Source organism: Flavobacterium magnum, assembly GCF_003055625.1.
GTDB classification, from domain to species: Bacteria; Bacteroidota; Bacteroidia; order Flavobacteriales; family Flavobacteriaceae; genus Flavobacterium; species Flavobacterium magnum.
In genome coordinates this window covers 462074-478254 of the sequence record NZ_CP028811.1, presented here as the reverse complement: position 1 = coordinate 478254, position 16181 = coordinate 462074, and the positions used below count along the sequence as shown (strand labels likewise).

At 49.4% G+C, this 16181-nt stretch carries 8 protein-coding genes; 3 read left to right on the top strand and 5 right to left on the bottom strand.

All coding sequences use genetic code 11. The features are described from left to right. Position 1: 1 nt before the first annotated feature. Entirely contained in the window at positions 2-2041 is a 2040-nt protein-coding gene (locus HYN48_RS01820) for a thioredoxin domain-containing protein (protein ID WP_108369507.1), read from the bottom strand. A 173-nt stretch (positions 2042-2214) separates the two neighbouring features. After that, entirely contained in the window at positions 2215-3120 is a 906-nt protein-coding gene (locus HYN48_RS01815; RefSeq protein WP_108369506.1) for a NifU family protein, read from the bottom strand. 131 nt (positions 3121-3251) lie between these two features. On the opposite strand from HYN48_RS01815, the gene HYN48_RS01810 reads away from it, so the two are divergent. From HYN48_RS01810 to HYN48_RS01800, 3 genes are read left to right on the top strand one after another with little or no spacing between them, the layout of a single operon-like run. Then, complete coding sequence (locus HYN48_RS01810; protein WP_108369505.1) at positions 3252-12179, top strand: choice-of-anchor L domain-containing protein; 8928 nt, start codon at positions 3252-3254, stop codon at positions 12177-12179. 4 nt (positions 12180-12183) lie between these two features. Then, complete coding sequence (locus tag HYN48_RS01805; protein WP_108369504.1) at positions 12184-13173, top strand: PorP/SprF family type IX secretion system membrane protein; 990 nt, start codon at positions 12184-12186, stop codon at positions 13171-13173. A 60-nt stretch (positions 13174-13233) separates the two neighbouring features. Then, positions 13234-13752 (top strand): gamma carbonic anhydrase family protein, encoded by a 519-nt coding sequence (locus tag HYN48_RS01800; protein WP_108369503.1) that lies wholly within the window; start codon positions 13234-13236, stop codon positions 13750-13752. 4 nt (positions 13753-13756) lie between these two features. Here the strand turns inward: HYN48_RS01800 and murI are convergent, their stop codons facing one another. The 3 genes from murI to HYN48_RS01785 form a co-directional block, all read right to left on the bottom strand. After that, positions 13757-14533 (bottom strand): glutamate racemase, encoded by a 777-nt coding sequence (gene murI, locus HYN48_RS01795; RefSeq protein ID WP_108369502.1) that lies wholly within the window; start codon positions 14531-14533, stop codon positions 13757-13759. 70 nt (positions 14534-14603) lie between these two features. Continuing rightward, positions 14604-15104: an OmpH/Skp family outer membrane protein gene (locus tag HYN48_RS01790; protein WP_108373276.1), complete on the bottom strand. Its 501-nt coding sequence runs from the start codon at positions 15102-15104 to the stop codon at positions 14604-14606. A gap of 31 nt (positions 15105-15135) precedes the next feature. Continuing rightward, complete coding sequence (locus tag HYN48_RS01785) at positions 15136-16176, bottom strand: OmpH/Skp family outer membrane protein (protein ID WP_108369501.1); 1041 nt, start codon at positions 16174-16176, stop codon at positions 15136-15138. Positions 16177-16181 lie beyond the last annotated feature (5 nt).

Below are 16181 nucleotides of genomic sequence, written 5' to 3'. Positions count from 1 at the left end.
TTCAGCTGATTGTCAGTTCGTTTTCGACAGTTTGAAAATCGGACGTAGGCAAACCACAGCTTTTGTTCCGGCACACATAAAACAGGTTTTGCCCATGCACAAAGCGCTGCTGCAGAAAAGGCAATCCGGATTCCGATTCGGTTGCTGCCAGCAAGACATGCGGCTGGTAGCGGGTGTTCAGCTCCGCAGCAAATTTTGAGGCTTCGGGCCCGGTGATTGCGAGTTCGCGTTGTTGTCCGGAACCATTGAGGTACAGCGCGAGCCAGTGTGAAAAAGCCGACGGATAGTCGATCGAAGCGGTAATTTTCACGAGCATGCGCTCTGCAACAGATTCATAGTAAGTATTCCCGAAATACACCGAAAGTGCCTGCAGGTTATGCCCCATCACCGCATTTGACGACGGGATGACGTTGTCTTCAGTTTCAAAATGGGGAGCAATCAATGGCTCATCCCCTGAGGAAGTATATGAAAAGAATCCTGTGGCTGCGTCGTAAAAATGGTCAAAGCAATGGTCGGTCAGTTGTTTGGCCTCATGCAACCATTTTTCGTCGAGCGTCACTTCATACAGTTTGATCCAGGCCCTGACCACGAAGGCATAATCTTCGAGGTAGGCATTGATGGACGCTTTTCCGTTCTTGAAACTGCGGTAAAGGTTCCCACCCTCCTGCCACAGGCGGGAGCGGATGAATGCTGCGGTCCGCTGGGCGGTATCGAGGTAGCGCGTTTCACCCAACGTTTTGTACGCATCGGCGAAACCGATCAGCATGATGGCATTCCAGGAAGTGAGGCACTTGTCGTCGAGTCCGGGCGCAACCCTTTTGTTGCGTTCTTCGAGTAATACTTTTTCCCACTGCTTTTTTTTAAGCTGTAATTCAGCCGTCGGGATGTGGTGCCTGGCGGCAACGGACTCAAGGTGATGCTGTTGTATCAGTACGAAGTTTCCGTGTTCCCAATGCCCGAAATCGTTGATGCTGAATACATCGGCAAATAAATCATAATCCTCAGTGATCAGTGATTTGAGTTGGTTTTCGGTCCAGACGTAAAAAGCGCCTTCTTCGGGTGTGCCCTGCGTGTTCGGACTGTCGGCATCGAGGGCACAATAAAACCCGCCTTCGGGGCTTTGCAGTTCCGCAAGGCAGAACGCAAGGGTTTTTTCGATGGTCTCACGGTACAGCGGATTGTTTGTAAGCCGGTACGCATCGGAATACAGGGATACAAGCTGTCCGTTGTCATAAAGCATTTTTTCAAAATGCGGCACATGCCATTTCATATCGACCGAATAGCGTGAGAATCCGCCGCCGACGGTATCGAAAATCCCACCCTGCGCCATTTTGGTTAAAGTAAGGTTTACGAAATCGAGCAAGTCTGTGTCATTATGCTGGTATGCGTAACGCAGCAGGAAAGCGTAATTGTCCGGCATCATAAATTTCGGCGCCCGTGCCATGCCACCAAATTCGCGGTCAAAGCTCCTGGACCATCTGGCGACCAGTTGTGCCAGAAAATCCGGATCGAATTGAAACGCTGACGCCGGGGTGAGGTCATTTTGCGGCGGTGTGGGCCGGCTGATCGCCTGAAGCGCCTCGTCGAGCCGCGTGGCATACTCGATCAGCTTTTCGGGCTGGCCGGCGTGCAGCCCGTACAATTGTTGCAGCGTGCTGATCCATTCGCTTTTCCGGAAGTAGGTGCCGCCCCAGACCGGCCGTCCGTCGGGCAGGGCAACAATATTGAGTGGCCAGCCGCCGTGGCGCGTCATCAGCTGGACGGCCTTCATGTATACGGCATCGACATCCGGGCGCTCTTCACGGTCGACCTTTATTGAAACGAAATGGGCATTCATGACCTCGGCGGCTTCGTTGTCCTCGAAGGTTTCGTGTTCCATGACATGGCACCAGTGGCAGGCAGAGTATCCGATGCTGATGATGATGAGTTTGTTACTGTCAACCGCTGCGGCAAGGGATATAGGATTCCAGGCTTTCCAGTGTACGGGATTGTTCGCATGCTGGAGCAGGTAAGGGGACGTTTCGTTGGAGAGTTCGTTCATGGATCAGGGTATAAATTTCAGGGTTTAGCGATGCGCCTAGCCCTGATGGAAGCGGCATCCTTTTTGTTTTTTCTTTAAAAACAAAAAGATACAGCGGACAGCAGGATTGGCTCTATACAAAAAAAAGCGCTCCAAATGGAACGCTTAAAGGTAGTTATTTTGTGTGGAAACGCTTATGCATTTAGCGCTTCGACTTTGATGTTGTCATTTTTAAGCATGTCCCTGAGCATGCTCTCAATGCCGTTTTTTAAAGTAAACGTGGAGGAAGGGCAGCCGCTGCACGCGCCCTGGAGGACGACTTTTACGCGGTGATCGGCTTCGTCATAGGAATCGAAAAGGATGTTGCCTCCGTCAGCCTGCACGGCAGGTTTGACATATTCCTCGAGGATGTTTACGATTTGCTGTGAGGTCACATCGAGGTTGTCAAAATTTGAAATTTTCTGTTTCGCTGCGGTAGGGTTTTCAGCGAGCTGGCTGTTGTCTATAACGGTGCCTCCGTTTTCTATGAATTCCCTGATGAATGAACGAATCTCCAGGGTAATTTCAGACCAGTCGGCGATATCGTATTTTGTGACCGAGATGTAGTTCTCGTCAATAAAGATTTCTTTGACAAACGGAAATTTGAAGAGTTCCTGTGCGAGAGGGGAGGCTGCCGCTTCATCGATATTCCTGAATTCAGCCGCCGCGGTGGTTACCATGCGGTTGACGACAAATTTTAGGACCGATGGATTCGGCGTGGTTTCACCGTATACCGTGGCAGGCTGCTTCTTATCCCAGGGCTTTGGCGCTTCTTCCCTGATGATCGTTCCGCCTTTTGCGGTAAACTCGTCAATCTGTTCGGCTACGGCATCCTTCACATCGTTCCAGTCAACGATGTTGTAACGTTCTATGGCAATGAAATTACCGGAGATATATACCGTCTTCACGAAGGGCAGGTAGAAGAGCTGCTGTGCAAGCGGGGAGGCGGCGGCCTCGTCGATATTCTTGAATTCGTAGCTGTTATTCTGGGTAATGAAATCCGGGAATTCGAACTTTAATATCGCCGGATTCTGGGTTTCCTTTATTATAACATTTTTCATGAAAATTGTATTTTTTTGCAAATTTAACAAAGATATTTTTCACGAATAATTACATTTGAGATTTTAATATAAATTAACAGAAATTACTGTTTTTTTTAGAATATACACTCACTATCTACAAACATACTGCAATGAAAAAATTTTTACATTTATTAACCTGTCTCTTACTCGCGTCAATCTGTTTTGCACAGACTGACCTGGTGGTGACCAATACCAACAATCAGGCGGTTTACGTGCCGGGCACTTCTGCGGTTTACACGGTAAAGGTAACCAATTTCGGGCCGGCTGCTGCGACCAATGTGCATGTCGTCAATCCGATTCCGAGTGGCATCACTACATTCTACTGGGAAGGCAGTAATTTTTCATTCGGATCGAATACGAACCTCGACAACACGGTGACTACACTGGGCGTAGGGGAAGTCCTGACCTATACCATACACCTCGAGATCCCGAACGGCTATTCGGGGCCGCTGACCAGCACGGCGAGCGTCACGATGTCGGCACCGACAGATGTGAATACTATGTCTAACCAGGCTACGGATACGGACCAGATTGCCAACGCCGACATCAATGTGGTCAACACTGACAACACCAATGTCTATTATTCCGGACAAAACTCGGTTTATACGCTCACGGTCACCAACTACGGACCGACAGACGCCGTGCATGTAGTCGTAAAAAACGATATACCGGAGGGCTTGGATGAATCGTCGATGTCATGGTCAGGTAGTAACGGCACCTCAGGGACAGGCGAAATCCTCAATGACGTCATCGAGCTGCTGCCTGTTGGTGAAAGTGTGGTGTATACTGTCACGATAGCTATTCCGGCGACGTTCAATGCGATCGTTATCAATAAAGCGGTCGTTTATACCACTTCGACAGATCCTACACCGGAAAATTTCGAGGCTATTGATTCGAACGTAAAGGCGTTTGGGGCAGATATCATTGTAGTCAATACCGACAATCAGGATTATTATATCGCGGGGCAGCCGCGCGTGTATACAGTAACCGTAAACAATGCAGGCCCTGAAACCGCAACCAATGTGCAGGTGTTTATGCCGGCACCAAACGGAACGACAATCACAAGCTGGTCCGGGACGAATAGTACCTCAGGAACCGGAAGTCTTGATAATACAATCGCCTCGCTTGCGGCAGGAGCCACCGTAACGTACACCGTAACTGTAGCGGTACCTGCAGGATTCAATACCGATCTTGTGACCCAGGCAGCCGCTTCGAGTGACCAGCCCGATCCCAACCCTTGTACCCGCTGCACTGACACAGATAAACCGGGCGCCGATATCACAGTGTCCAATACGGATAACACAGCAACGTACGTTTCCGGGACACAGAAAACGTACACGGTGACGGTAACCAATAATGGGCCAGGCACTGCCGAGAATGTGCATATCACCAATGTATTGCCCGCAGGTGTCAGCGTGGTAAGCTGGACAGGAAGCAATGGTACAAACGGTGGGGGTACCTTCGACGATACCATCGCATCATTTGCCAACGGGGCAACGGTGACCTACAGCATCACAATAAACATTCCGGTTGCCTTTTCGGGCGCGCTGACCCATCAGGTTGTTGTCGCTTCGGATACCATCGATCCGGTTCCGGCGTGTGCCCAATGCGCAGATACCGACACACAATCGGCAACAGACATTTCGGTTACCAATACTGACAGCAGCACGACTTATAATGCCGGGGTCCTCAACGTAAAGACCTATACTGTTACGGTAACCAACAACGGGCCTTTGGAAACAAGGAATGTCCTGGTTCAGTTTGCCGTGCCAGGCGCTACCACAGGCCTGACGTGGACGGCTACAAACGGCACATCCGGAATCGCAGCGCTGAATACCTCGATCGCGACGCTTGGCGTGGGTGCCTCTGTAGTTTATTCCGTAACATTACAGGTTCCGGCGACATTTTCTGCCAATTTCACAACCACAGCAACCGTCACGGCAACGGCCACCACAGATTCCGCTACTGCCAATAATACGGCGCCGGATACTGACACACCTCTAGGCACTGCCGATGTGGTGTTGGTAAATACAGACAACCAGGAAGTGTACACTGCAGGCGGACAAGCGGTGTATACCGTTACGGTGACCAACAATGGGCCGTCGACGGCCACGGGCGTCAACGTCGTATTCCCGTTGCCCGCAGGGATCACTTCAATGACCTGGACCGGCAACAACACCTCAGGGTCAGGGGCCGTCAACAATACCATCCCTACGCTTACCGTAGGGCAAACGGCTACTTATACCGTCACGGTGAACATACCTGCTGGCTTTACAGGAAACCTTACTGCGCAGCCGTCGATTGCGTCGACGACTTCAGTAGACCCGGTTACAGCCTGCGCACGCTGTGTTGACATAGATACTGATGGTACCCCTCAGGCGGATGTAGCCATCACCAATACAGATAACCAGGGTTTTTATGTTGTAAACAATACTAGGGTTTATACGATGACGGTGACCAATAACGGGCCACAGACGGCTACGCAGGTACATATTCAAAATCCGCTGCCTGCGGGAATCACTACGATGACCTGGACTGCCAACAACAGCACGAACGGTACGGGTGGGATTGACGTGGTCATCCCGTCATTGGCAAACGGCGCCTCAATCACCTACACGGTAACGGTCACGGTGCCGGCGAATTTCAGCGGCAGCCTCATCAATACGGCTACGGTCAGCACCACACCTGCGGATGCCTCAGCCGCCAATAACACGGCTACCGATACCGATGTGGCCTCTTCCTCAGATATCGTTGTGACCAACACGGCCTCTAATGCCACGCCGGGTTATGGTACGACAGAACAATTTACAGTGACGGTGACCAATAACGGTCCGCAGGCTGCCAATACCATAGCGGTTGCGAATCCAATTCCTGCAGGTGTGACTGTAATGAACTGGACAGGAAGCAATGGATCGTCAGGGACGGGTGCCTTGACCAACACGATACAATACCTTGGCGTAGGAAATTCCGTTACCTATACCGTTACCATACAGGTTCCGGCTACCGGGAATTCGGTAGTAAGTACCGCCACAACCACTTTGGCTAGCGATCCGAATCCGGCCAATTCCACCGCCACGGCCACAATGACCATGACGCCGGTGAACAATGACATCGGAGTGTCGATTACAGACGGATTTACAACCTACGTAGCCGGACAAAGCCGGGTGTACACGGTAACCGTGACCAACAATGGCGGCACCGCCGTGTCTAACATACAGGTTAGCAGTATTGTTCCCGGTACGGTAAACAACACAGATTACACCTGGAGCGGCAACAGTGCTTCAGGATCGGGCGCTCTTAACAATACCATTCCGACACTTGCCGCGGGGCAGAGTGTGACTTATACAATTACAGTGTCAATCCCGTCGGATTTCCCTCAGAACGAAAACCTGATCCAGACGGTGAGCGTTGCTACAGCATCGGATCCGTTGCCTGCAAATAATACCGCTACCGATGTTGATGCACCGGGCCCAGCTGCGAACGTGGTCGTAAATAAGACCGACGGCACTTCGGAGTACGAACAATCGCGTCTTATCGATGATAATATTTATGATACGACGCCGGCCCAACTGGTACCGAAATATGTGACTTACACAATTACGGTGCTTAATTACGGTCCGAGCGATTCATACAACATCAGGGTGTTCGACAATATTCCAACCAATACCAACGTCGCAGGATCGCAAATACAGCCTTCTTATGTGACGTGGTCAGGAAACGGCGCCAGCGGCACGGGTATACTCGACAATACCATAAACCACCTGGCAGTCGGGGAAAAAATGACTTACACCGTTAAAGTATACATACCTGTGGGATTCCAGGTGTTTTCGTTGCCGCCAGTACAGCAGGTAAACAGCAATTTGATCAATACGGTTACCGCTACCCCGCAAACACCGGATCCGGTGATGGCTAACAACACCAGTACCGATAACGATAGTCCTGCTGCGAAATTCATGTACTTTGACAATGATCCGGCAAAACTTTCGGTCAACCATCAGATAAGCGGGCTGGCGCAGGGCCTGGTAGAAAATGTACTGATCCGTTCGCATTGCGCCAACGTATCCAATTTCCAGATGTTTTCACAGGGTGGAAATAACAGCAACTACGGAATTGGGTATTTCAAAAAGATGAATTCTGACTTTCCTATTGAGGATGGGCTGATCCTGAGCTGCGGAACACTGTTTGATGATGTTGTTGACGCGAATACGACCTACAACGGAGTCGCAGGTCCAAATGACAGTACGACGGACGGCCGCGACTGGGGTGGCTCTACGGATTTCAATACAGGTTACATGGTGCCTGCGGTGGGCATCCCGAATAATACGACCAATGACCAGTCGTACATTCAGTTTGACTTCGTGCCTTCGGCACAGGAGATGAGCTTTAACTTCATTTTTGCTTCAGAAGAATACAGCAGGAACGGGTTTGAATGTACTTATTCCGACGTATTCGCCTTCATACTTACAGACCAGGCCACACCTAACGTCCATAAAAACCTCGCAGTGATCCCCAACACGAACATACCTGTTAAAGTCACTACAATCCATCAGGGAGGCAATTGCGATACAGCAGGCCAAAACCCACAATACTTCGGAAAGTACAACTGGGATCCTGCAGATCCAACCATTGCAGCCAATGCGGCGCACAATTATAACGGGCAAACTGAGAATATGGTTGCCAAATCCGCGGTGATTCCCGGACACAACTATACGATCAAGCTGATTATCGCCAATCAGGGCGACCATTCGCTTGCTTCGGGCGTATTTATTGAAGGCGGCAGCTTCAGATTCGAGGCGCAGGTTACAGGTTCCGGTCCGTCATCGGGAATCAATGATTTTACCGGTAACAATGCGGTTTGCAATGGTGGTTCCCAGAGAATCCAATATGGTGACAGTCCGTTGCCTAATGCCACCTATGCCTGGCTAAAAAATGGCGTAAGGATTGATAATGCGACGGATTATTTCTATGATGTAACGCAGTCAGGCAGGTATACAGCTGTGGTTACTTTTGGTACGGGCTGCCAGAAAACGGATGATATCGACGTCGATTTCACAGCACCATTGCCTACCAAAGATCCGTTTGATGTGGCTATTTGCCAGCAGGATCCGCCGTTCCATTTTAATATTGACCAGACCGCATACATCCTCAATAATTTTAACCCGGCTAATTATCCGATCAGCTATTATGAGAATGAGCAGGATGCGATTGATGAAGGGCTTAACGATATCCAAAGTCTGTACGGCAGCCTCGATTATGTGGTGAATACCCCGATGGCGGAAGGCGAGACAAAAACCATTTATGTCAGGATTGCCGATCAGGGAAGCGGCAGCAATTGCGTGCTGATCAAGCCGATCAAGCTTTCAAGGACTTTCTCAAAAGGTGAAATCAGTTATCCCGCAGGTCCGCATTGCATCGGCGGAGGAACGGTATCGGTAACGCAGAGTACGGAATTCACTACAGGAGGGTATTACGAAGCGACACCGTCAGGCCTGAATATAGATTTCCTCACAGGACAAATCGACCTCGACAGCAATACCCAAACGGGATCTTACACCATTAAATACAAAATTCCACAAGGTACCTGCGATGCATATGAATCGCAACCGGTGACATTTGATGTGAGCGCCTGTCTTGCCACGACGATTACGCCGCATGGTCCCGTGTGTGCCGGGGATACATTCAGTCTCGCTACTTCCGCCGTGAATCAGCCAGACGTCACCTATACCTGGTCTGATGCCAACGGGGTTATCGATACAACCACCGTGCCCCAGCTTGACGGAATTGTCGCCCCAACGACTGGCGGAAGTTACACTTACAGCGTGGTGGCGAGTATTGGTGCTGAGTCTTCGGCGGCAAGTTCGCTGACTTTGGTTGTTAACCCTATTCCATCTGCGACCATTTCTGCACCGAATAACGTCTGCAGCGGCGACGTCGCCCATGTCGTGATTACCGGAACACCGGGCGATACCGTCAAGTATACTGATGGCACCACGGAAGTCCCCGTAGTCATTACAAGTTCCAATACCTATGAATTCGATACCCCGGCCTTGACCTCGCCAATCAGTTACCAGCTCGTTGACATTACAGGCGCAACGACACCACCATGTTCGCAAACCTTCATTGCAGGTACTGCGGGTACATCCGTAACGATTTCCGTGGGGACGCCTACAGCCCAGATTACGGGTCCGGCAACAACTACAGTATGTGAGGGCGAAAGTGTCACGATCACCGTGTTGGGTACGCCCGGAGCGGTGGTCAACTATACGGGAGGTACCACAGGTGGCGGTTCGGTGAATCTGGATGCTACGAGTGGACAGGGCAGCATTACCCAAACCCTGGCCACAAATACCACCTACACACTGACCAGTATTGATGTGGCTGCATGCGGACAAACGCAGGCCATTACGGGTGAGACCATTACCATCACGGTATTCCCTACGCCTGCTCTTACAGCGTTCTCTGCCACGAGCGCAACAGTGTGTGAGGGCACGCCCGCCACATTGTCGTTTGCAGGGACCGCCAATGCGACGGTCAACTTCCACGACAGCACCGGTGCAGTATTCAGTTACGTCATACCGGCATCGGGTAACGGACAGACAGATTTACCAGCGTCCACGTATACGCTAGACAATATTACAAGTACAGACTCCTGTGTGAAGGCACTTTCGCAATCGGTAACGATAACAGAAGACCTCAGGCCTGTCATTACAACAGAACCTGTAGATCCGGCTCCGATATGCGAGCAGGAAACATTCAGTATGAGTGTACAGGCGAATGGGACTGATTTGACATACGAATGGAAGCATGGTGCAGTAACGGTACAGAACGGAACTTCCAATATATACACAAAAACCAACGCCACGCTGGCCGATGGCGGTACCTACACAGTCACCGTGCACGGCAAATGCGCGCCTGATGCCGTTTCTGTGGCAGTTCAGGCCATTGTAAACGAAGGGCCTCACGTAGTCACTGATCCCGTTGCGCCATCAAACAGTTGTCCTGGCGACGATGTTGTACTTACGGTAGCCACCACAGGAACAGATGCTTCTACGACTTACATATGGAGGAAAGGTGCCGATCCGGTTCCCGGCGCGCCAAGCTCCGATACGCTTGAGTTGTTCGGCGTCACTGAAACCGATGAAGGGTCATATACCGTTGAGGTAATCAATAGCGGATGTCCTTCGGTTACGTCAAATCCCGTTGTGGTTACCGTTGATGTATCTACCGCGATTACACAACAACCTCAGGCCGCTTACAACCAATGTACAGGCGACAGCTTTGCGCTGGAAGTCTCCGCGGATGGAGGAAATTTAAATTATGAATGGAGCAGGGGAGGCATCGTGGTACAATCCGGACCATCGAGCACTTATAATATCGCGAATGCTACAGTCAACGATGCGGGAACTTACCATGTTACCGTAACGGGAACCTGTGGTGCGCCGCAGATTTCGACTGATGCGGTTGTAGCAATCAGTGTAGCCCCGCAGATTATACAACAGCCAATGTCATTGCCTCCGCTGTGTGCGGGTCAGGCATTGAGCCTGAGCGTGCAGGCCAGCGGCGATGTGACGCTCTATCAATGGCAGCACAATGGTGTTAACGTGGGTACGAATTCACCCAATTACTTCGTGTCCTCAACGACCGCGGCCGATTCAGGGGAATATGTCTGTGTCGTCAGCAACGACACCTGTGATCCGATAACTTCGGCGCCGGCAATTATAACCATCATCAACTCGCCGACGATTACCCAACAACCGGTATCAAAAACGGTTTGTGTTGACGATACAATCAGGTTGTTCGTAACGACCACAGGCGATGTGACGTACAGATGGCAGTTCAACGGTGTCGATACAGGTGTGACCACTTCGGTACTGGAAATACAGAACGCACAGCTGACAGACAGTGGTGTATACCGTTGTATCGTCAGCGATGCGACCAATACCTGTCCTGATATTTATTCCCAACCGGCCACAATCACCGTGCGTCCGCTGCCTGATGCAAGCATCGCTAACGGCGCAGATACCACTATTTGTGACAACACCGGTACCGATGTGATCTTTACCGGAACGCCAAATGCCATTGTGACCTACACGGTCAACGGTGGCGAAGCGCAAACCATTACACTGAATCCTTCGGGCTCGGCGAGATTGCTGACCGGCGTTTTGGGAGAGACTACCACCTATAGTCTCGTGAGCGTTGCGGCTAATAATAATCCGCCCTGTCCTAAAATGTTGACCGGTGAAGCGGTAGTCACAGTCCTTGAAATTCCTGATCCGGAACTTTACCAGGACGGATACATTTGTCTGGATCCTGTAACAGGACAAACCATGGCAGGTTCTTCTTATGAGCTCAATACCGGACTGTCTACCGCGGATGGGTATGAGTTCGTCTGGTATCTCGATGATGTAGAGATTCCGGGCGCCACTGAAGGGGTTTACGACGCGGTGGCCGCCGGAACTTACGAAGTCACCATTACCGATACGGCTACGGGCTGTACTGATTCTGCGACAGCACCCATAATAACGTCTACGCCACCCGCGACCATTACGGCAGATGTTGTAACAGGCTATTTTGATGAAAATGCCACCATCGTGGTAACCGCTTCGCCGGCTGGTGAATATGAGTACCGTCTCGACGACGGGCCATGGCAGTCAGAGAATGTTTTCGCAGGCGTCACTACGGTATTTTCACAGACTACAACGGGAGACCATACGGTTTACGTAAGGGACCCGAAAGCCTGTGTTGAATTGGCTTACGATGTGAAAGTTGTGGATTATCCAAAGTATTTTACACCCAATGGTGACGGAATTCATGATACTTGGAATATTTCTGTATTAAGTAATCAACCTAACGCAAAAATTTATATATTTGACCGGTTCGGAAAATTGCTGAAGCAAATCAGTACAACAAATCCAACGGGTTGGGACGGTACTTATAACGGCCAACCTATGACGGCAGATGATTACTGGTTTGTGGTGGAGTATATGGAACAGGGAATCAATAAAGAATTTAGAGCACATTTTACATTAAAACGTTAACCAAATGAATTTTAAAAAGAGATATTTAGTATTAATCTTATTGTTAATATCAAAATTTTCATTTTCGCAGGAAGGAATCGCAGTTTACTCAGATTATTTATCAGACAATTATTATTTGATTCACCCATCCATGGCCGGTGCCGCCAATTGTGCCAAAATCAGGCTGACTGCACGCCAGCAGTGGTTTGGCCAGGAAGATGCCCCTGCGTTGCAAACGTTAAGTTTTAATGGTCGACTTGGAGACAGGACCGGAGGCGGTCTGATCGTCTTCAATGACAAAAACGGCTACAATTCCCAAAAAGGTTTCAAGGCGACTTTTGCGTATCACCTGATGTTTTCCAGAAGTGAGGTCGATCTGAACCAGCTTTCTTTCGGGATCAGCGCCGGACTGGTGCAATCTGAACTGGATGAAACCAAGTTTACAGATCCGGATCCTGTTATCGGGGGCATTATCCAGAAGGATTCTTATTTCAACGTTGACCTTGGTGCGTCGTATAACTATCTTGAATTTTATGCACATCTTACCGTAAAGAATGCGTTGGCCAGCAAAAGGGACATTTATTCGGACATCGAATCGGATAACCTGAGAAAATTATTGCTGAGCGCTGGGTATGTTTTTGGCGACAGCGAGCGCATCCAGTTGGAACCATCGTTTCTGTTCCAACTTGTTGACGAAACAAAAGAGAAGACCATTGACCTGAACATTAAGGCGTATAAGGATTTTGACTTCGGTAAGCTGTGGGGCGGTCTTTCCTACAGGAGGGCCTTCGATGCGGCGCAATACGAGGACAACGGAGATGTTGCCACTCAAAGGTTGCAGTACGTAACGCCAATCATCGGTTTGAATTTCAAAAATTATATGGTGTCGTACACTTACTCTCACCTGATTGGCGATGTCAAGTTCGACCAGGGCGGTTTTCACCAGATTACCCTTGGTGTCAACCTGTTCTGTACAAGAGAGAAATACGACTGTAACTGTCCTGCAATTAATTAATTTATCGTTGATATTAATTCAGTCCCGATTTTATATCGGGACTTCTTTTTTATATACATTATGGTTATTAAATCGGTAAACGGAAAAGCGCCCTCGATTCCTGATGATTGTTATGTTGCGGAGAATGCCACAATCGTTGGCGATGTCTCCTTCGGACACTCCTGCAGTGTGTGGTTTAACGCCGTGATACGCGGTGACGTCCATTCCATCACCATTGGGGATAAGGTAAATATACAAGATGGGGCCATCATCCACTGCACGTACCAGAAACACGCGACGGTGATCGGAAACAATGTGTCCATAGGTCACAATGCGATTGTCCACGGTTGTACACTGCACGACAACGTGCTGGTTGGTATGGGCGCCATCGTAATGGATGGCTGCGTTGTGGAAAGCAACGCAATCGTCGCAGCCGGGGCGGTGGTGACGCAGCATACGAGGGTGGAGTCAGGGACAATTTATGCGGGAGTTCCGGCTAAAAAGGTCAAGGATATCGACCAATCCGATTTTGCCGGCGAAATTGAGCGTATTTCCACCAATTATGTGATGTATTCCCGATGGTTCAAACCCGCGGAGTAAATCCCTAAAAATCCTCGTATACGACTTTATACCGATTGTCAAGGATGTCCTCGAGAACCTTTGGATTGGCATTGGTGTAGAATCGGTTTTCCGTGTTCAGTCCGTCACTCAGGCCCGCATGCCCGGTAAGCACGTTTTTCGTCTGCCTGGCAACTGCTTCTCCCGAATCAATAATCCTTACATGCGGAGGCAGTATCTTGCGGATTTGCGGAATCAGGTACGGATAATGGCTGCAACCCAATACAAGGTAGTCAATATTGGCGGCAATCATAGGCGTGAGGTAGGTGTGCAGCAGCTCATCCATTTCAGGGGAGTTGATGTCGCCGTTTTCAATCAAAGGTACCAGTCCATGGCCCACCTGTTCGATAATTTTCGTCGTTTGGTGCATCTCAACGGCCTTATTGAATAGTTCGCTGCTCAGCGTGCCTTTGGTGGCCAGTATTCCGATCGTTTGCGTATTCGAGTGCAGCGCTGCCGGTTTTATCGCCGGTTCAATCCCAATGAACGGCACATCATATTTGGCGCGCAATTCCTTAATGGCGTTGGTTGTGGCGGTATTGCACGCGACGACAATCAACTTGCTGTTCCGCTCCAGAAGGTACTCTGTATTTTTTTCGCTTAAAGCGATAATCTCTTCTTTTGACTTCTGCCCGTAAGGCGCGTTTTTGCTGTCGGCCAGGTAAATGGTGCTTTCGCCCGGGAGAAGTTGGTGGATTTCCTTCCAGATCGACGTACCGCCCACTCCGGAGTCGAACAAGCCAATGGGATTGTTATTGTGCATAAAACAAAAGTAAAAAAAAACTGCTCTTGCCTGAGTAAGGAAGAGCAGTTTTAATCGTCGAGATCGTTTCTTAGAAGCCGAGTTCTTTCTTTACGTCGGCAGTCAGGTCCGGACCATCAGCAAGCAAAAGCCCGGCAGAGTTGAAGATGTACTGATACCCTTTGGCTTTGCCCACTTTCTGGATGGCAGCCTTGATTTTCTCTTCAATCGGTTTCATGAGGTCTGCTTCCTTGGTCTGTAATTCTTTTTGTGCAGTCTGCCCGAACTCACCAATCCTTTTCTCCATGTCGGCCACTTCTTTCTGGCGCTCTTCATTCATTTTTTGAGATACGGAATCCACTTCGGCAGCATATTTCTTAAGCTTGGCGTTGTACTCATCACCCATAGTTTTATAATCGGCCTGATAAGTCTGGCTTAATTTTTCCAATTGTTTTTGTGCCTCGAGCATCGCAGGCAGTTTCGACATGATTTCACTAACATCTACATGCGCTGATTTGGCTTGTGCAGTGGCTACCTGGCTTGCACTAACGAATAAGACAGCAGCGATTAGTAAAGTTTTCAATTGTTTCATCATTTTTAGATATTAAGTAAGTAATTAATTTTTAATCATTATTATTTGGCGTCGAAGGAACGCTGTCCTTCTTCGTCGTTTTTGCTTCTCTTGCCTTTTTGGCGGCCTCGCGGTCGGCCTGTGCTTTCGCCTTCTTTTCTTCTAGTGCCTTTTTGCGTTCTTCCATCGTTTTGGCCTTGGCATCGGCGGCGGCCTGCCTCGCAGCTTCCCTGTTTGTCGCGATGCTGTCCCTTACGGCTGCCTGCTTTTGGGTTTTCGCTGCCGTGGCATCGGTTTTTTCATTGTCGCCATCGGTTCCTTTTTCAGCAGTGCCATCCGTTTTTTTTGCGGTTTTCTGATCCTGCGTCTGCTGCCTTTTTTCGGCCATTTCCGCCCGTTTGGCGTCAGCCGCCGCTTTACGGTCAGCTACTTGTTTTTCACGGGCAGCCTTGCGCTCATCAAGTTTTTTCTGTCTTTCCAGCATTGTCGGATTGTCTTCAAGGCTTTCTTTATATTCCTGGATTTCTTCCTCTTTCAGCTCTTTCTTGCTCTTCTTGTCACGGTTGGCAGCCCTCGACAGTTTCCGGATGACCAAATCGCTCATGTCAAATCTTTTTGCTGAAAAGATCATTGTCATATCCGACGATTTGTCGAAAACAAAATCATATTTTTTAGTCTCGGCCAAATCCTGCACTACCGTAAAAACCTGGTCCTGTATGGGTTTTACCAAAACCGCCTTCTGCACTACGAGCTCTCCGGTTGGGCCAAATTTCTTTTGCTGATAATCGGACAATTCGGTTTCGAGAAACGCAATTTCTTCTTCGCGTTCTGCCAAAAGCTCTTTGGTAAGCAATGCCCTTTCGGTCTTTAAGTTGTCTTTCTGCTTGTTGATCTCGTTCTTTTTGGCCTCCATTTCTGTCTTCCATTTCTGTGCTTTAAGCTCCAGCTGGTTTTTGGCTTCAAGATAATCGGGTACGTTTTGCAGGATGTATTCCATGTCAATATAGCCGATGCGGACACCCTTTGCGCCTTGTCCATGGCTGCTTATTGACACGGTGAGGATCAGGATCAATACTAAAAAATGTCTCTTCATAACTT